15 protein-coding genes are annotated in these 15,947 nt (G+C 66.2%); 8 read left to right on the top strand and 7 right to left on the bottom strand.

Annotation, left to right across the window (positions count from 1 at the left end):
* Window positions 1-5: 5 nt before the first annotated feature.
* Window positions 6-638 carry a histidine phosphotransferase ChpT gene (gene chpT, locus LH400_RS16375; RefSeq protein ID WP_229153899.1) on the bottom strand — a complete coding sequence of 211 codons (633 nt, stop codon included), beginning with the start codon at window positions 636-638 and terminating at the stop codon, window positions 6-8.
* Window positions 639-913: 275 nt separating this feature from the next.
* Between chpT and LH400_RS16370 the strand changes: the two genes are divergently transcribed.
* Together LH400_RS16370 and LH400_RS16365 are read left to right on the top strand one after the other, a co-directional pair.
* Window positions 914-1,501: a DUF1134 domain-containing protein gene (locus LH400_RS16370; RefSeq protein WP_229153897.1), complete on the top strand. Its 588-nt coding sequence runs from the start codon at window positions 914-916 to the stop codon at window positions 1,499-1,501.
* A gap of 309 nt (window positions 1,502-1,810) precedes the next feature.
* On the top strand, window positions 1,811-2,953 hold the full coding sequence (locus LH400_RS16365) for a coiled-coil domain-containing protein (protein WP_229153895.1): 1,143 nt from the start codon (window positions 1,811-1,813) through the stop codon (window positions 2,951-2,953).
* Here the strand turns inward: LH400_RS16365 and LH400_RS16360 are convergent.
* Window positions 2,938-3,753, bottom strand: a complete 816-nt coding sequence (locus tag LH400_RS16360) for a TrmH family RNA methyltransferase (RefSeq protein ID WP_229153893.1) — start codon at window positions 3,751-3,753, stop codon at window positions 2,938-2,940. The two genes, LH400_RS16365 and LH400_RS16360, sit on opposite strands and share 16 nt — an antisense overlap.
* Window positions 3,754-4,230: 477 nt before the next feature.
* Between LH400_RS16360 and LH400_RS16355 the strand changes: the two genes are divergently transcribed.
* The 6 genes from LH400_RS16355 (at window position 4,231) to cyoD (ending at window position 11,104) form a co-directional block, all read left to right on the top strand.
* On the top strand, window positions 4,231-5,223 hold the full coding sequence (locus LH400_RS16355) for an SDR family oxidoreductase (RefSeq protein ID WP_229153891.1): 993 nt from the start codon (window positions 4,231-4,233) through the stop codon (window positions 5,221-5,223).
* A 39-nt stretch (window positions 5,224-5,262) separates the two neighbouring features.
* A complete protein-coding gene (locus tag LH400_RS16350; protein ID WP_229153889.1) occupies window positions 5,263-7,041 on the top strand; it encodes a glycoside hydrolase family 15 protein in 1,779 nt (592 codons plus the stop codon).
* 108 nt (window positions 7,042-7,149) lie between these two features.
* Window positions 7,150-8,097 carry a cytochrome ubiquinol oxidase subunit II gene (locus tag LH400_RS16345; RefSeq protein WP_229153887.1) on the top strand — a complete coding sequence of 316 codons (948 nt, stop codon included), beginning with the start codon at window positions 7,150-7,152 and terminating at the stop codon, window positions 8,095-8,097.
* 9 nt (window positions 8,098-8,106) lie between these two features.
* A complete protein-coding gene (locus LH400_RS16340; protein ID WP_229153885.1) occupies window positions 8,107-10,170 on the top strand; it encodes a cbb3-type cytochrome c oxidase subunit I in 2,064 nt (687 codons plus the stop codon).
* On the top strand, window positions 10,167-10,793 hold the full coding sequence (gene cyoC, locus LH400_RS16335) for a cytochrome o ubiquinol oxidase subunit III (RefSeq protein WP_229153883.1): 627 nt from the start codon (window positions 10,167-10,169) through the stop codon (window positions 10,791-10,793). Before LH400_RS16340 ends, cyoC begins: the two co-directional genes overlap by 4 nt.
* Window positions 10,790-11,104, top strand: a complete 315-nt coding sequence (gene cyoD / locus LH400_RS16330) for a cytochrome o ubiquinol oxidase subunit IV (protein WP_229153882.1) — start codon at window positions 10,790-10,792, stop codon at window positions 11,102-11,104. Before cyoC ends, cyoD begins: the two co-directional genes overlap by 4 nt.
* Window positions 11,105-11,170: 66 nt before the next feature.
* Here the strand turns inward: cyoD and LH400_RS16325 are convergent, their stop codons facing one another.
* The 5 genes from LH400_RS16325 to LH400_RS16305 form a co-directional block, all read right to left on the bottom strand.
* A complete protein-coding gene (locus LH400_RS16325) occupies window positions 11,171-11,869 on the bottom strand; it encodes an ABC transporter ATP-binding protein (protein WP_229153881.1) in 699 nt (232 codons plus the stop codon).
* On the bottom strand, window positions 11,862-12,641 hold the full coding sequence (locus tag LH400_RS16320) for an ABC transporter ATP-binding protein (protein WP_229153880.1): 780 nt from the start codon (window positions 12,639-12,641) through the stop codon (window positions 11,862-11,864). Before LH400_RS16320 ends, LH400_RS16325 begins: the two co-directional genes overlap by 8 nt.
* Window positions 12,638-13,684: a branched-chain amino acid ABC transporter permease gene (locus tag LH400_RS16315; protein ID WP_229153879.1), complete on the bottom strand. Its 1,047-nt coding sequence runs from the start codon at window positions 13,682-13,684 to the stop codon at window positions 12,638-12,640. Before LH400_RS16315 ends, LH400_RS16320 begins: the two co-directional genes overlap by 4 nt.
* Window positions 13,681-14,538 carry a branched-chain amino acid ABC transporter permease gene (locus LH400_RS16310; RefSeq protein WP_229153878.1) on the bottom strand — a complete coding sequence of 286 codons (858 nt, stop codon included), beginning with the start codon at window positions 14,536-14,538 and terminating at the stop codon, window positions 13,681-13,683. The genes LH400_RS16315 and LH400_RS16310 overlap by 4 nt, the downstream gene beginning before the upstream one ends.
* A 137-nt stretch (window positions 14,539-14,675) precedes the next feature.
* On the bottom strand, window positions 14,676-15,878 hold the full coding sequence (locus tag LH400_RS16305) for an ABC transporter substrate-binding protein (RefSeq protein ID WP_229153877.1): 1,203 nt from the start codon (window positions 15,876-15,878) through the stop codon (window positions 14,676-14,678).
* Between the last annotated feature and the right edge of the window lie 69 nt (window positions 15,879-15,947).

The following is a 15,947-nucleotide window of genomic DNA, read 5'->3' as shown; positions in this document are numbered from 1 at the left end:
AACCGTCAGGCCGCGGCGGCCGAGAAGGTCACCTGGCCGTCTACCTTCTCGTAGGAGACGGAGAGGCCGCATTCCTGTGCCAGGAACAGCGTGTAGTAGGGCTGGATCGCCTGAGCGTCCATCGTCTCCTGGTCTTCGGCGCCGTCGAGCAGCGCGACGAGCCGCGGCTGCATGCGGATACGCTCGCCCGTCGCGCGCACACTCGCCCGCGGCGGGTCGGTCGCCTCGATGTCGACCCGGACCTCGCCGCCGCGGCTGATCGAGGCGCTGGCCAGAAGCACGAGATTGAGGATGACCTTGGCGAAGTTCTTCTTCACGTAGCCCACCTCGCCCTCCCAGACGAGATTGGCCTTCTCGTGCTCCATATAGCCCATCGCCACCGTCTTGGCGTCGTTGAGGTCGATCATCGCGGTCTGCGAGCCGGCCGCGCCGAAGGCGATGCGGGCGAACTGGAGCTTCGCCACCGCCGATTTCAGCGAACTCCTGACGAGATCCATCGCTTCCTTGTCGTTCGGCATGTCGTCGAGCAGTTCGAGGCCGCTCTGGATGCCGAAGACCGGCGAAATGATGTCGTGGCACAGCCTGCTGGAGAGGAGGGCCGCGAGATCCGCCGAGGAAAGCGCTGGAAGCGTCGTCATTCGAATGTCCGTCCGGAAGAAGGCTGGCGGAACCGGGTCGAATCACCCGTCCCATTTCGGGGCAAACAATGAGTCCCACGGCCGGCCGCGTCAACCGACGGGCCACGGGTGGACCGCCGTTTCGCGCGGGCCCGACCGCGAAAAGATCACGAAGTTGCCGTTTTGCGTTAGGCAATTGGCAAGCATGATTTGTTCCAATTCGCCCGAAAGCGCCTCGTCGGCGCCAGATGCTTCGGACGCCCCGGAGCGGTCTGCCATCGCGAAGGAATTCGACCATGCAGAACATCGCCGCAGCGGTCCGCCGACTTCTTCTCGCTGCCCTCGTCGGGCTTTGCCAGGTGCAGCTCACCACGCCCGCCGCCATCGCCCAGACCCAGTCGTCCGGCTACACGCTGGACGAAGTGGTCCGCACGGGCCATCAGTTCTTCGGCACGACCTCCGGCGGCCTCGCCCAGCTCATGGAGCGGGCGTTCCGCAGCTATGGCCTGCCGAACGGCTACATCCTCGGCGAAGAGGCCGCGGGTGCCTTCTTCGGCGGCCTGCGCTTCGGCGAGGGCACGCTGTTCACCAAGAATGCCGGCCAGCACCGCATCTTCTGGCAGGGCCCCTCGCTCGGCTTCGACGTCGGCGGCGACGGCGCCCGCACCATGATGCTAGTCTACAACCTGCCGTCCGTGGATGCCGTCTACGGGCGGTTCGGCGGGCTGTCGGGCAGCGCCTATCTCGTCGGCGGCCTCGGCATGACGGTCCTCAAGCGCGACGACGTGCTGCTCGTCCCGGTCAAGACCGGGATCGGCGCCCGCCTCGGCATCAATGTCGGCTATCTGAAGATGACCCCCATGCCGACCTGGAACCCGTTCTGAAACAGTCGCGGCCGAACTCTGGGGGGAAAGACCACCACTTGTCCCGCCCCGACACATGATGCGATGCCCGGCCGCGACCGGGCCATATGCGCCGGATCCGATCAATCCGGCGGCGGCGGCAGCGACGACCAGGAGGCGCAGCAGCCGGAAAGCTGGCGCCGGGCGCGCATGCGCACCGTCGACGCTTGCCGCGGCGTTGCCATAAAACCATATCGCCGGGCGATTCTTCCTCGCTCAGACGAAGTTGACCGAACAAAAAGGCCCATCTTGCACTATACCGTTGGTGTGATTGGCTAACCCGGCTGCCCCATGATTGCGACCGCCCTGACATTCGTATTCGGCTTCTGCGCGGCGCTGCTCCTTGCGCTGCTGTTGGCGCCGCTCGTCTGGCGCCGTGCCCAGCGGCTGGCGCTGCGAGAGTTCGAGGCCGCGATCCCGGCCAATGTCAACGAGATCCGGGCGAGCATCGACCATGTGCGCGCCGAGGCGGCGCTGACGACGCGGCGGCGCGAGATCAAGGCCGAGGAAGATATGCGGAAGGCTGCGCTGGAACGGGCGGAGGCCGGCCGCGTCGCGGGCGAGAATGCCGAGCTTCGGGCTCGCAACACCACCCTGTCCGAGACGGTCGCCCAGCAGACGGCGGATCTCAAGGAGATCGCCGAGACGCTGGAGGCACGCGAGCGCGAAATCGACGAGTTCGACGAACAGCTGAGACACACGCGCCACGACCTGGAGCTGCGGACCGAGGAAATGGATGCGCTGGCCGAGCGCTTCCGCGAGCTCGGCGCGATCGCCGAGGAGCGCAAGCTCAACATCATCTCCGCCGAGACGAAGATCGAGCAGCTCTCCGACGAATTGCGCCAGACCGAGCGCCAGAGCAGGGAGGGCCAGAACCTGATCGAGCGGCTGAAGAGCGAGACGAGCGCGCTCGAGGCCCATCTCCAGAAGGAGAAGGCCGCCACCCGGCGCCTCGACGAGAAGGTGACCCGCCTGACATCCCAACTCGCCGACCGCGACGAACAGCTGGCGCGGCTTCTCGGGGCCCAGGCCTCGACGGCTGCGACAGCCGCGACGGCGAGGCATGCGCGTTCGAAAGACCGTCAGCCGCCCCGCCGCGTCGCCGACAAGCAGCAGCCTCAGTCAGAGAAAGCGCCGGAGGACGTGCCGATGCCGAAGCCGAACGGTCGCCCGAGCCTTGCCGAGACGCTCGACCTGCCAGAGCGTCCGATCCTCGACGAGGACGTCGACGAGGAAGGCCTGCGCCAGAAGGTGAGCGACCTCGCGGCGCGCGTCATCGCGATGACCGCGACGGCCGAGGGCCCGCGTTCGCCGCTCGATACGATCCTATCGGCCGACCAGGACTCGCCCCGGCGCAGCGACGCGCCGAGTCTCGCCGAGCGGGTGCGACGCATCCAGAACCGCCAGACCGTCAAGGATCACGCCGCCGAATAGAGCGCGTGGAGCACGATCGCGGCCGACGTTGCGACGTTGAGGCTGTCCAGCGCCGGCTCCATCGCGATCCGGACCGTGCGCATGCGGCCCATCAGTCCTGGCGGTAGTCCATCCCCTTCCGAGCCGAGGAACAGCGCCGCGGGCCCACCTTCAGCGACCGCCGCAAGCCCGGTATCGCCCCCGGGCGCCAGCGCGATCGGGCGGAAGCCGGCCGCCTCGACCATCTCCGCGATATCCTCGGACGCTCCGCCATACCGCCAGGGAACCGTCAGCACCGTGCCGACCGAGACACGCAGGGCCTTGCGATAGAGCGGATGGCAGCTGGTCGCGTCGAGAAGGACGGCGCCGGCTCCAAAGGCGGCCGCATTGCGAAAGATCGCGCCGACATTGTCGTGGTTGGACAGGCCGATCAGCACGACGACCGGCCGCCCCCTGGCCCGGGCCGCCGCGAGCATCTGCGAAGCGTCGCTCCCGCCCCCGCGATCCTCGGCATGGGCGAGGACGCCCCGGTTGACCGGAAAGCCGGCAATGCGATCGAAGACCTCGCGGCCGGTGACATAGATCGGCACATCGGCCGGCAGGCGGGCAAGGCGGGACCCGAGCCCGGCAAGCCGGCTTTCCAGGATCAGCAATGCGGTGGGACCGAACCGAGCCGAGCCGATGAGATGGTCGAGCACGACGGCGCCCTCGGCGATGAAGCCGCCGCGCCGGACGAGGTCGCGCTCGCGCACGTCCCGGAAGTCCTCGACCCGCGGATCGTCCGGATCCTCGATGTCGATGATGTTGGGTCTTTCGCTCATGTGGCTCGCGGGCTGGAGGGTTTCAGAAGAATGTCTGCGCATTTAAGCCGGCGCCCGCTGTAGTTCAGCCCCGGCCGCGCTGGCGAATCCAGCCGTACGACCTGCCCGGCCGGCAATCGTCTCGAAAGAAATCGTTACGGATTTGTAGGGCTGCGCCGGGGAACGCTCGCGCCGATCGGAGGTTCTCATAGAGATCGCGCGACCGTGATCGACGCAGGACTCTCGTTCACGGATCCGAGAGCGACAACTGACACAGCGGGGACATCCGGACCCGGAGGCGAACCATAGACGGCTAGCATCCGGTCATTTGAAACCCCGCCGCCTCGCCACAAGTCGGCCTTGCCGATCGAGCCCAAGCCGGGCCCGGCGCGAGCGGGGCCGCTATTCGGTGCACCGCGCCGGCGAGGCTGCTCCTGTCCGGTCCGGTACGTGGATCGACACCCCCCAAGCGAGGCTTTCCGAGATGAGGAGACGAGAATGAGCAAGATCGCCGTGATCACCGGGGCAGGCGCGGGCGTCGGCCGTGCGACAGCGCTGGAATTCGCGCGCAACGGCTACGATGTCGGGCTCCTTTCTCGCGATCCCGCCCGGCTCGACAGTCTGGCCGCCGAAATCCGTGGGCTCGGGCGCAAGGCGCTGGCGGTACCCACGGACGTCGCCGACGCAGAGGCGGTCGATCATGCCGCAGCGCGCGTCGAGGGGGAGCTCGGGCCGATCCACACATGGGTGAATGTCGCGATGGCGACGGTCTTCGCACCGGTCGCGGAGCTGACGGCGGAAGAGATCCGGCGCGCGACCGACGTAACCTATCAAGGCCAGGTCCACGGCATGATGGCCGCGCTGAAGCGCATGCGCGTGCGCCGCCGCGGCGTGATCGTCAATATCGGCTCCGCCCTCGGCTATCGCTCCGTCCCCCTGCAGGCCCCCTACTGCGCCGCCAAGGCGGCGATCCGCGGCTTTACCGATTCGCTGCGCTCCGAACTCATCCATGACGGTCTCGACATCCAGTTGACCATGGTCATGCTGCCGGCGGTCAACACGCCGCAGTTCGACTGGGCGATGAACAAGATGAGCAAGAAGGCTCAGCCGGTGCCGCCGATCTTCGAGCCGGAGGTCGCCGCGCGGGCGATTTTCTTCGCAGCAACCAACAAGCGCCGAGAGATCTGGGTGGGCTATTCCAGCGTCCAGGCGATCGTCGGGAACATGATCGCGCCCGGCCTGCTCGACCGCTTCTTGGCGAAGAAGGGCTACAAGTCGCAGCTTTCCAACACGCCGAAGCCCGCCGATGCTCCGGCCAATCTGTTCCACCCCGTGGCCGGCCATGCCACGGCGCATGGCCGTTTTGATTCTGAGGCGAGGTCGACCAGCCTGGAGATGGTGACAGAGCGCCACCGCGATGCCGTCATCGCCGGCGTCGGGCTCATCGGTCTGTTGTCAATCGCCTCCCTCTTTATGCGAAGACGGCGCTGACATGAGGTTTCCGTCCATCTCCCCGGCCGGAGCTATACGATGACCCGGCCGCTCGAAGAGCTGGCGATGATCGGCGACGGCGAGACCGTCGCCCTCATCACCCGCCAGGGATCGGTCGACTGGCTTTGCCTGCCGCGCTTCGATTCGTCGGCATGCTGCGCGTCGCTCCTCGGCAGTGCCGAGAACGGCTGCTGGCAGATCGGCCCGGAAGAGCCGGTCACGCACAGCGCACACCGCTACCAGCCGGGCACGATGATCCTGGAGACGGACCTCGCCTGCGAGAGCGGCACCATCCGGATCACCGACTTCATGCCGGTCCGCTCCGGCAATCCGGTCCTCGTGCGCCTGGTGAGCGGCGTTTACGGCAAGGTCAACGCGCGCATGGATGCGGCGCTGCGCTTCGACTACGGCAACATGCCGCCATGGGTGACCCGCAGCGAGGACGGCGTCGCCATGCATGTCGGGCCGGACAAGGTGGTCATCCGCAGCAGCGAGGATCTTCGGATCGAGGACAGCAGGGCCACCTCGCACTTCACGACCTCGGAGGGCAGCCGCCACGCCTTCCTCCTGACCTACGGTCCGGCGCAGGATCCCGATCCCGAGGCGATCGATCCGGACAAGGCTCTGGAGGAAACGCGGAAATACTGGACCGACTGGATCGGCCAGTTCGACAGTCCGCTCGACGAGGAGCGCTATCGCGAGCCGATGAGCCGTTCGCTGCTCACGCTGAAGGCGCTCGTCCATCGCCCGACAGGCGGCCTCGTCGCGGCACCGACGACGTCGCTGCCGGAGCAGCCGGGCGGCACGATGAACTGGGACTATCGCTTCTGCTGGCTCAGGGACGCGACCTTCACGCTGACCGCTCTGGTCGGCTGCGGCTTCACCGAGGAAGCCTCCGCCTGGCGCGACTGGATCCTGAGAGCGGTCGCCGGCGCGCCGGACAAGATGCAGATCATGTACCGCGTCGACGGCTCGCGCCGGCTCGACGAGGCCCAACTCGGCTGGCTGTCCGGCTATCGCTTCGCCCAACCGGTGCGCGTCGGCAATGCCGCTGCCGGACAGCTCCAGCTCGACGTCTATGGCGAGCTGATCCGCACGCTGCATGCCTCCGAACAGGCCGGCATGAAGCGCACCGAACAGGGCCGCCACCTCGAACACGCCATCGTCGACTATGTCGAACGGGTCTGGCAGGAGCCCGATTCCGGCCTGTGGGAAAGCCGCGGTCGGCCGCGCCACTACACCTATTCCAAGGTGATGACGTGGGTTGCGCTGGATCTCTTCCTGAAGGGCAAGGGCGGACAGGAACTCTCAGCAAAGGACCGCAAGCGGCTGGAAGCGCTGCGCGACCACATCCACGACGTCATCTGCCGCGAAGGCTACGACCCCGGGCTCGGCTCCTTCACCTCCTATTTCGGAGGACGGGAGGTGGATGCTTCGCTCCTGCTCCTGCCGAAGGTTGGTTTCCTGCCGGTCGAGGACGAGCGCATCCAGGGCACCATCGCCCTCGTCGAGGACCGGCTCGTCGATCAGGGACTGGTGCGGCGCCACCTGATGGAAGGGCTGGTGCCGGAAGGCGCCTTCATCGCCTGTTCCTTCTGGCTCGCCGAATGCCGGCTCCTACAGGGACGGCGCTCCGCCGCGGTCGAGACTATCGACACGGCGCTCAACGTGCGTAGCGAGCTTGGTCTCCTGTCGGAAGAATACGACGTCGCCAGCCGTCGCCTGGCCGGCAATTATCCGCAGGCGCTCAGCCATCTTGCCCTCGTCAACGCCCTATTGGCGCTGGCGGAATTCGACGCCGGCGAGGCGGCCGGCTGACATGGCCGCCAGGACCGTTACAGCCCCCCGGACGAGGTCACGCATGACTGTGATACGCGCTGTTGCACCGATGGCGGAGGTCGGAAATTTCAGCGCGCGGAGCGCCGAATGAGCGGCGACAAGATCCGCCTCGGCTGCCGGGCGCTCGCGCTCGGCCTTCTGCTTCTCACCGTCCTCGGCCTGGCCGGCTGCGCACAACAATCGTCCTTCCTTCATCCCTACGGTCCGGTCGCCCATCAGCAGCGGGCGCTGTTCCTGCAGGTGATCGGCTGGATGATGATCGTCTGCCTGCCGGTCTTCATCCTCGTTCCCCTGTTCGCGTGGCGCTACCGGCGCACCAATGCCAAGAGCAGGTACGAGCCGGACTGGGGCTTTTCCTGGGGCCTGGAAATCGTGATCTGGGGCGTGCCCGTCCTCATCGTCGGCATCCTCGCCTATCTGATCTGGTCCTGGGAGAACGACCTCGATCCCTATCGGCCGATCGCCTCCGACAAGCCGCCGCTCGAGATCCAGGTCATCGGCCTCGATTGGAAATGGCTGTTCGTCTATCCCGAGCAGCATATCGCGACGGTGGGCGTGCTCGGCCTCCCGACGAACCGGCCGGTGCACTTCACCATCACCGCCGACGCGGTGATGCAATCCTTCTTCATCCCCTCGCTCGGCAGCCAGATCTACGCCATGGCGGGCATGAAGACGCAACTCTACCTCCTCGCCGACCGTGCCGGGAGTTTGCGCGGCGAGAACACGCAGTTCAACGGCATGGGCTTCCACACGCAAAAATTCGACGTGCACGCCATGGCCGAGCCGGAGTTCGATGCCTGGGTGGAGACGATCCGCGCCGAGGCTCCGCGCCCCTTGGACATGAAGTCCTACGCCGTCCTGTCCCAGCGCAGCACGGCCGTCGAGGCGCAGCAGCGGCTGGGCATGACTTCGCTGCCGCCCGGCCGCCTCTACTTCACCGACGCGGCGCCAGACTTTCTCGACCGGATCGTCTCGAAATACCGCCCTCCCTATCCCACCGGTGTCCAGCCGACCGAACGCCACGCAGACAAGTAAGGGACGACCATGACCGGTTCCGACTGGTGGTTCTTCTTCTTCGGCAAGCTGTCCTACGACGCCCTGCCCTTCTACAGCCCGATCGCCACGTTCGCCGCATCGATCGTCGTCTTCGGCGCCCTCTTCGTGGCGGTGCTGGTCACCTGGCTCGGGACGTGGCGCTATCTGTGGAGCGAATGGCTGACAAGCCTCGACCACAAGAAGATCGGCATCATGTTCATCATCCTCTCCTTCGTGATGATGGCGCGCGCCCTGGTCGAGGCGTCGATGATGCGCCTGCAGCAGGCGCTGGCCTACGACGCGCCCGGCTATCTGCCGCCGGACCATTTCTCGCAGCTCTTCACCACCCACGGCACGATCATGATCTTCTTCATGGCGATGCCGTTCCTCACCGGGCTCATCAACTACGCCATGCCGCTGCAGATCGGCGCGCGCGACGTTTCCTTCCCGCTGATGAACTCGCTCAGCCTCGCCTTCACCTCCGCCGGGGCGGCGATCATGATGGTGTCCCTATGCCTCGGCAAGTTCTCAACCGGCGGTTGGAGCGGGTATCCGCCCTATACCGAGTGGACGTTCAATCCCGGCGTCGGGCCAGACTACTGGATCTGGGCGGTGACGTTGAGTTCGATCGGCTCGACCATGACAGGCATCAACTTCGCCGTCACGATCTACAAGAAGCGCTGCCCGGGCATGCATCTGATGCGCATGCCGCTATTCACCTGGACGGCACTCGCCACCAGCATCCTGATGATCTTCGCCATGCCGCCGCTGACCGTCGCGACGATCCTGCTCGCGCTCGACCGTTACGCTGACATGCACTTCTTCACCAACGACCTCGGCGGCAACATGATGATGTACGCCAACCTGTTCTGGGCGTTCGGCCACCCCGAGGTCTACATCCTGATCCTGCCGGCCTTCGGGATCTATTCGGAAGTCTTCTCGAATTTTTCGGGCAAGAAGCTCTACGGCTATTTCGGCCTCGTCGGGGCCACGGCCGCGATCGGCTTCATCTCCTTCCTGGTCTGGGTGCACCACTTCTTCACCATGGGCCAGACGGCGGCGCTGAACGCCGTCTTCGGGACGGCGACCATGCTGGTCGGCATTCCGACCGGGGTGAAGATCTACGACTGGATCCTGACCATGTTCCGCGGGCGGATCCGATTCCCGGTCCCGATGCTCTACGCCCTCGCCTTCATCATCCTGTTCACCATCGGCGGACTGACCGGCATTCTCCTCGCCAATCCCGCCGTCGACTATCAGGTCCACAACACGCTGTTCCTGGTCGCGCATTTCCACAACATGCTGATCCCCGGAATGCTCTACGGCATGATCGCGGGCTACACCTACTGGTTCCCGAAGGCCTTCGGCTTTCGGCTGAACGAGGTCTGGGGCCGGATCGCCTTCGTGTGCTGGGTGCTTGGCTTCACGCTCGCCTTCTTCCCGCTCTACGCGCTCGGCGCGCTCGGCATGCCCCGCCGCACGGTGGAGTATTTCGAAGGCGCCTATTTGCCCTGGACAATCGTCGCCCTGGTCGGAGCCGGCTTCGTGCTCGCCGCTTTCGGCAGCCTCGCGATCCAGCTTTTCGTCAGCATCCGGCAGCGCCGGGCGACCGAGGTCTTCGTCGGCGACCCCTGGAACGGGCGCTCGCTGGAATGGATGGTCTCCGCCCCGCCGCCCGAATACAATTTCGCCGTCATCCCGACCGTCCAGGGGCGCGACGCCTTCCATGGGATGAAGCAACGTGGCGAGGCCTATCTGCCGCCCGAGCACTACAAGGACATCGAGATGCCGAAGAATTCGGTGCTCGGCCCGCTCTTCGCCATGGCCGGCGCGATGATCGCCTTCGGCCTGGTCTGGTACATCTGGTGGATGGTCGCGACCGGCCTATTCGCCATGATCGGATCGGTCATCGGCCGCAGCTTCGTCAAGGACACCAAGAAGATCATCCCGGCCGAGGAGGTGCGCCGCGAGCATGAGCGCTGGCTCCGCGCCGTCCACCGCGCGCCGGTGATCTCGCGCGATTACGAGACCAGCCCGGCGAACAGGGGTCTGGCGGAGGCATCGGCGGCATGAGCCATTGGGAACAGGCGCATCCCGGCATCAATCTCGGGACCACCGATCCGAAGACCCATCAAGAGGCCGAGGAACTCGTCTTCGGCTTCTGGGTCTATCTGATGAGCGATCTCATCATCTTCGCCATGCTGTTTGCGACCTATGCGGTGCTGATGGGGGCCACGGCGGGAGGGCCGGGTCCGAAGGAGCTCTACGACCTCAAGAGCGTGTCGATCGAGACCGGCCTATTGTTGATGAGCAGCTTCACCTTCGGCATGGCCTCGCTGGCGATGAAGTACAATCCGCGGCCGCGCTTCGTCGTCTACTGGCTGGTCGTGACGCTGTGCCTCGGCCTCACCTTTCTCGGCTTCGAGGCGCACGACTTCCTGTCGGTCTTCGAGAAAGGCGTCGGCCCCAGCCGCTCGGGCTTCATCTCCGCCTATTTCGCCCTGGTCTCGACCCATGGCATCCACGTCGCGCTCGGCTGCCTGTGGATCGTCGTCATGCTCGCCCAGATCATGGTGTTCGGGGTCGACAGGGACGTGAAGCTGAGGATCCTCAGGCTCGGCCTGTTCTGGCACTTCCTCGATGTCGTCTGGGTCGGGATCTTCTCCGTCGTCTATCTACAGGGGCTCGCCGGATGAAACACGAGGAAGACTTCCGCCGCGAACGCCGGCACTATTTCGCCGGGCTCGTCGTCGCGGCCGCGCTGACGATCGCCGCCTTCGGAAGCGTCGCCTGGACCGACTGGTCGCGCATGACGCTTCTGTGGATCATTCTCGGCTGCGCCGTCGTGCAGATCGTCGCGCATTTCTATTATTTCCTGCACATCAACCTGGCGAAATCGAAGCGCGAAGACCTGCAGCTGATCCTCTTTTCCTTCATGATCGTGGTGGTCATGGCGGGCGGGACGATATGGATCCTCTACAATCTCGACATGCGGATGATGATGTAGACGACTGGCGCCGCGCCGGAGCAAGGCGCGGAAGGCGGCACCTCCGCGAGATGCCGGCCCAGAGCCCTACACGCCGAGGCGTTCTTCCAGGACCGCCTCGTCCGCGAGCAGCGCCGCGCTGTCCGCCTGATGGGTGATCGTACCGCGCTCGAGAATCAGCGCGCGGTCGGTGAAGGGCAGGATCTTGCGCGCCTTCTGCTCGACGATGATCGCCGTCAGCCTCTCCTCGGTGACGATGCGCCGCAGCGCGGCGAGGAGTTCGTCGACGATGACCGGGGCAAGCCCCTCCAGCGGCTCGTCGAGCAGGATGATCTTCGGGTTGAGCATCAGCGCGCGCCCGACGGCCAGCATCTGCTGTTCGCCGCCCGAGAGCTGGTTGCCCATGTTCCGGCGGCGCTCCTGAAGCCGCGGGAACATCTTGTAGACGCGGGCTGCGTCCCAGGGGCCCGGCCGCGCGATCGCGGTCAGGTTTTCCTCGACGGTGAGCGAGACGAAGATGTTGCGCTCCTGCGGCACCCAGCCGATGCCGGCGGCCGCGCGGCGTTCCGGCGCGAGCTTCGTGATGTCCTTGCCGTCGAGGACTATGCGCCCGCCCTTGAAGGTGGTGACGCCCACGAGCGTGTTGATCAGCGTGGTCTTGCCGACGCCGTTGCGGCCGAGCAGCGCCAGCGCCCCGCCCTCCGCCAGCGAAAAGTCGATCCTGCGGATGGCGACGGCCTTGCCGTAGCCGGCCGAGACGCCCTCAACCTGAAGCATGTCAGGCATCGCCCTCTCCCAGATAAACGCGGCGCACTTCCGGATTGGCAGAGATCTCCGCCACCGTGCCCTCTGTGAAGACGGCGCCGGAGACGAGGACCGTGATCCGGTCCGCAAAGGAAAAGACGAGGTCCATGTCGTGCTCGATCAGGACCACGGTGACCTCCTTCGGCAGGCTTTCCACGATCGCCAGGATCTCGTGCCGTTCGTCCTCCGGAACGCCGGCCGCCGGCTCGTCGAGCAGGAGGACGGAGGGCTCGGAGGCGATGGCGACGGCGATCTCGAGAAGCCGCTGCTTGCCGTAGGGCAGCGAGGAGACACGCGTCGACATCACATCGGTGAGGCCGAAGCGCTCCAGGAGCGCGCCGGCCCGCTCGACGCTCTCGGTCTCGCGCGCCGCCCCATGCCACCACACGCCCGCCCGGCCCTTCGCCGCGGCAGCCGACAGCGTCACCGTCTCCAGCGGCGTCATGTCGAGGAAGAGCTGGTTGATCTGGAAGGTGCGGGCGATGCCGCGCCGCGCCCGCTGATGCGGCGTCAGCCGGGTGACGTCCTTGCCGGCAAGGGCGACGGTGCCATGCGTCGGCTTCAGGACGCCGGTCAGAAGGTTGATCAGCGTCGTCTTGCCGGCGCCGTTCGGCCCGATCAGCGCGTGGCGGGCGCCCTTCTCGATCGCGAGCGTGACGTCGTTCGTCGCGACGAGCCCGCCGAAGCGCTTGACGAGGCCGGTGGTCTGAAGCGCGGGCGTTGTCGCCCTGCCCGTTTCGCCGAGCGCGCTCACGACAGCGCCTCCCCGTCTTCCTCGCGCTCGCGCACAAACAATCCGCGCAGCCGCTCGCCCATGCGCTCGCGCCCGGCGAGCACGATCACGACGAGGAGGAGCCCGATCCAGAACTGCCAGTATTCGGGGGTTAGATCGGATAAGATCTCCTGCAGCACCTTGAAGATCACCGCGCCGATCAGGCCGCCATAGAGGTAGCCGGTGCCGCCGAGGACGAGGATGAGGAGGATGTCCGCCGAGCGCGCGAAGTCGAGCACTTCCAGCGAGACGAACTGCGTCGTCTGCGCGTTCAGCGCCCCGGCAATGCCCGCGATGAAGGCGGCGAGCGTGTAGATGCCGACGAGATGGCGCGACGTGCCGATGCCGAGATGGGCGGCGCGCATCCGGTTGCCCTTGATCGCCCTCAGCGCGTGGCCGAAGGGCGAGGCCACGATCAGCCGCGCCAGCATGAGGCAGAGGAACAAGACCGCGAGGGCGTAGAAGTATGCGGTGTGGCCGTAAAGGTCGAATTCGAACAGGCCGAGCACGGGCTGCATGGTGACGCCGTAGAGCCCGTCGGCCCCGCCGGTCCAGTCGGAAAACCGGTTGGCGAGCTCCAGAAGGATCAGCGCGACGCCGAGCGTGATCATCAGCCGCGTCAGGTCGGATCCGCGCAGGATGAGGAAGCTCGACACGAAGCCGATCGCCGCGGCCACCACCCCGCCGAGGAGAAGGCCGGGGATCGCCCAGCCGAAGCCGTTCACCGCCAGGATGCCGGCGACATAGGCCCCGGTTCCGAAGAAGGCGGCGTGGCCGAGCGAGACGATGCCGGCATAGCCGAGGATGAGGTCGAGGGAGAGCGCGAAGAGGCCGAGGATCGCGATGTCGGTGAGAAGCAGCGCGCGATCCGGGATCACGAAGAAGATCGCGATCGCCGCGAGCCAGAACCCGATTTCGAGCCACCAGGGAACGGCCGGGCGCGACAGCGCGGACACGAGGGCCGGCCGGTCGAGCGCGGGAGCGGCGCCGGCGGCGCGGCGGGCGGCGGGCGCGGCGGCGCTCATCGGGCACCTGCCCGCGAGAACAGGCCATGCGGCCGCCACAGGAGGATGACGACCATCAGCGTGTAGATGATGAAGGCTCCGAGCGAGGGCACGTAATATTTTCCGAGGACGTCGGCGACACCGAGGATGAGCGCCGCAATGAACGGGCCGGTGATGGTGGTCGTGCCGCCGACGGCGACGACCACGAGGAAGTAGATCATGTAACGAAGCGGGAAGACCGGATCGAGGCCGAGCACTTCAGCGCCCAGCGCGCCGCCGAGGCCGGCGAGACCGGAGCCGACCGCAAAGGTGACGGCGAAGACGAGCGAGACGTTGATGCCGAGACCTCTGGCGACGGTCGCGTCGTCGACCGCGGCCCTGAGCTGGCTGCCGAAGCGCGTCTTCGACAGGCCGAGCTGGATCAGCCCGGCGACGAGGGCGCAGATCGCGATGGTGAACAGGCGGTAGACACCCATCGAGGTGCCGAGGAGCTCCACCCGCCCCTGCAGATAGTCCGGCAGCTGGACGATCTGCTGGCCCGAGCCCATGAAATAGCGCGTCGCCGTAATCGCCATGAAGACGATGCCGATCGAGAACAGCACCTGGTCGAGATGGCTGCGGCCGTAGAGATGCTGGTAGAGCGTGCGCTCCAGGAGAGCGCCGATCAGCGCCGGCACCAGGAAGGCGATCGGCAGGCAGGCGAGGAAGGGCACGCCCGCCTGCTGCGACAGGATGACGAGCACGTAGCCGCCGGCCATGGCGAAAGCGCCGTGGGCCAGGTTGATGAAATTCATCAAGCCGAGCGTCAGGGCGAGGCCGCAGGCCAGGATGAACAGAAGCATCCCGTAGGCGATACCGTCGAACAAGATCGTCATGGAGAGACGTGTTCCGTCATGGGGCGGGCTGGCGATGCTTCCGCCAGCCACACCGGTTCAAAGGCGCGGTCGCAGCGCCGGAGTGCGGAATGGGAGGCGGCGCGAACGCCGTCTCCCATTCTTGGTTACTTCTGCGGTTACTTTGCGGCCTTGGCCGGGTCCTTGACGTTCTCCACGGTGTCGATCGGCACGTTGTAAAGCTCGCCGTCCTTCTTCTCGGTCCTGTCGATATAGATGTTCTGGACCATGTCGCGGGTGTCCGGGTCGATCGAGACAGGACCGCGCGGGCTCTCCCAGGACAGGCCTTTCATCGCCTCGATCAGCGCTTCGCCGCTCGCGTCGCCGCCGGTCTTTTCCAGGGCGTGATAGACCAGCGCCATGCCGTCATAGGCGCCGACTGCCATGAAGTTCGGCCGCATGCCGCCATTGGCCGCCTTGAAGTCCTTGACGAATTTCTGATTCATGTCCGAGGGCAGCGCGGCCGTGTAGTGATGGGCCGACACGACGCCGAGGGCGACGTCACCCATGTCGTTGACGATCTGGTCGTCGACGACGTCTCCGGTGCCGATCAGCTTGATGCCGGCATCGCCAAGACCGCGCTCGCGGAACTGCTTCATGAACTGCGCGCCGACGCCGGCGGGGACGAAGACGAAGACCGCGTCCGGCTTGTTGTCGGCGACACGCTGCAGGAAGGGCGAGAAGTCCGGGTTCTTCAAGGGCACGGTCAGCTGCTCGACCACCTTGCCGCCCTTGTCCTCGAACGTCTTGACGAACCAGTCCTGCGCGTCCTTGCCGGGCGCATAGTCGCTGACCAGTGTGACGACGGATTTGATGCCGTTCGCGGCGGCCCATTCGCCCATCGCCGAGGAGGCCTGCGGCAGCGTGAACGAGGTGCGCACGATATAGGGCGACTTCTCGGTGATCGAGGAGGTCGCGGCCGCGGTGACGACCATCGGCACCTTGGCCTGCGACGCGATCGGGGCCGTCGCGAAGGCGAGCGGCGTCAGGCCGAAGCCCATCAGGACGTCGGCACCCTCATTGACCACGAGTTCCTGGGCGATGCGCTTGGTCTCATTCGGCGAGCCGGTATCGTCCTTGACCACCAGCTCGATCTTCTTGCCGGCGACGGTGTCGCCATGGTCGGCGATGTACTGCTTGGCGCCGGCGACGGCCTCGACGCCGGTCGAGGCGAAGGGCCCCGTCATCGGCTGGATCATGCCGATCTTGACGGTGTCGTCCGCAGCCATTGCCGCATGGACCGGCAGGCCGAGGCCGGCGAGCGTCGCGGCAAACGAGGCCGTTGCAGCCAGTGCGAAGAGATTGCGTCTCGTGAAGGTCATGGGTTCCTCCCTGTTGATGATGTCCGGACGAACCGGAGGGGCAGTTTCTCGTTCAGGCTTCGCGGCGCC

The sequence above is a fragment of the Jiella soli genome, from assembly GCF_020615385.1.
Lineage (GTDB): Bacteria > Pseudomonadota > Alphaproteobacteria > Rhizobiales > Rhizobiaceae > VKMB-3413.
Note: the sequence above shows the minus strand (reverse complement) of the source record. Positions and strands in the feature narration are given on the sequence as shown.

Coding starts and splice junctions, on each gene's coding strand:
- chpT (WP_229153899.1), bottom strand. CDS start 638: ATGACGACGCTTCCAGCGCTTTCCTCGGCGGATCTCGCGGCCCTCCTC.
- LH400_RS16370 (WP_229153897.1), top strand. CDS start 914: ATGCAGAACATCGCCGCAGCGGTCCGCCGACTTCTTCTCGCTGCCCTC.
- LH400_RS16365 (WP_229153895.1), top strand. CDS start 1,811: ATGATTGCGACCGCCCTGACATTCGTATTCGGCTTCTGCGCGGCGCTG.
- LH400_RS16360 (WP_229153893.1), bottom strand. CDS start 3,753: ATGAGCGAAAGACCCAACATCATCGACATCGAGGATCCGGACGATCCG.
- LH400_RS16355 (WP_229153891.1), top strand. CDS start 4,231: ATGAGCAAGATCGCCGTGATCACCGGGGCAGGCGCGGGCGTCGGCCGT.
- LH400_RS16350 (WP_229153889.1), top strand. CDS start 5,263: ATGACCCGGCCGCTCGAAGAGCTGGCGATGATCGGCGACGGCGAGACC.
- LH400_RS16345 (WP_229153887.1), top strand. CDS start 7,150: ATGAGCGGCGACAAGATCCGCCTCGGCTGCCGGGCGCTCGCGCTCGGC.
- LH400_RS16340 (WP_229153885.1), top strand. CDS start 8,107: ATGACCGGTTCCGACTGGTGGTTCTTCTTCTTCGGCAAGCTGTCCTAC.
- cyoC (WP_229153883.1), top strand. CDS start 10,167: ATGAGCCATTGGGAACAGGCGCATCCCGGCATCAATCTCGGGACCACC.
- cyoD (WP_229153882.1), top strand. CDS start 10,790: ATGAAACACGAGGAAGACTTCCGCCGCGAACGCCGGCACTATTTCGCC.
- LH400_RS16325 (WP_229153881.1), bottom strand. CDS start 11,869: ATGCCTGACATGCTTCAGGTTGAGGGCGTCTCGGCCGGCTACGGCAAG.
- LH400_RS16315 (WP_229153879.1), bottom strand. CDS start 13,684: ATGAGCGCCGCCGCGCCCGCCGCCCGCCGCGCCGCCGGCGCCGCTCCC.
- LH400_RS16310 (WP_229153878.1), bottom strand. CDS start 14,538: ATGACGATCTTGTTCGACGGTATCGCCTACGGGATGCTTCTGTTCATC.
- LH400_RS16305 (WP_229153877.1), bottom strand. CDS start 15,878: ATGACCTTCACGAGACGCAATCTCTTCGCACTGGCTGCAACGGCCTCG.